Origin of the sequence: Pseudomonas sp. 30_B, from assembly GCF_017491605.1 — a bacterium.
Taxonomy (GTDB): domain Bacteria; phylum Pseudomonadota; class Gammaproteobacteria; order Pseudomonadales; family Pseudomonadaceae; genus Pseudomonas.
Genome location: NZ_JAFGYY010000147.1, coordinates 1 through 544 on the forward strand (window position 1 = coordinate 1; position 544 = coordinate 544).

1 protein-coding gene is annotated in these 544 nt (G+C 63.8%); it reads left to right on the forward strand.

Going from position 1 to position 544, the window contains the following annotated elements; all coding sequences use genetic code 11:
- A partial coding sequence (locus J5M67_RS27655; RefSeq protein ID WP_207888573.1) for a peroxiredoxin occupies positions 1-339 on the forward strand: 339 nt, incomplete at its 5' end.
- Between the last annotated feature and the right edge of the window lie 205 nt (positions 340-544).

The following is a 544-nucleotide window of genomic DNA, read 5'->3' on the forward strand; positions in this document are numbered from 1 at the left end:
GCGCAGCATGTGCCGGGCTACGTCGCGCATGCCGAGCCGTTGCGCTCGGCGGGCATCGACGAGATCTGGTGCGTTGCCGTCAACGACGCATTCGTGATGGGCGCTTGGGGACGCGATCTGCACACCGCGGGCAAGGTGCGCATGATGGCGGACGGCAGCGCGGCTTTCACTCATGCGCTGGGACTGACGCAGGACCTGTCCGCGCGTGGCATGGGGATTCGCTCCCGACGCTACGCGATGGTGGTCGACGACGGCGTGGTCAAGACGCTGTTCGTCGAAGCGCCGGGCAAGTTCGAAGTGAGCGATGCGGCCAGCGTGCGGGCCGGTTTGACGCGCTGAACGACGCGGGCGACGTTGCCTTTCGACAACGCCGCGGCGCGCCCGACACGCGGTTGTAACACGGGCTGACGACCGGGAACGCCTCCGTTCCGGGCGTCGGCCCGTCTCGCATTTCCGCAGGGTAATGTATCGAAACAGTTTGAAACGTCGATCATCACGACGCGAAATAGGGAATTACGCTATAATCTCACCTATCGAATAAAAC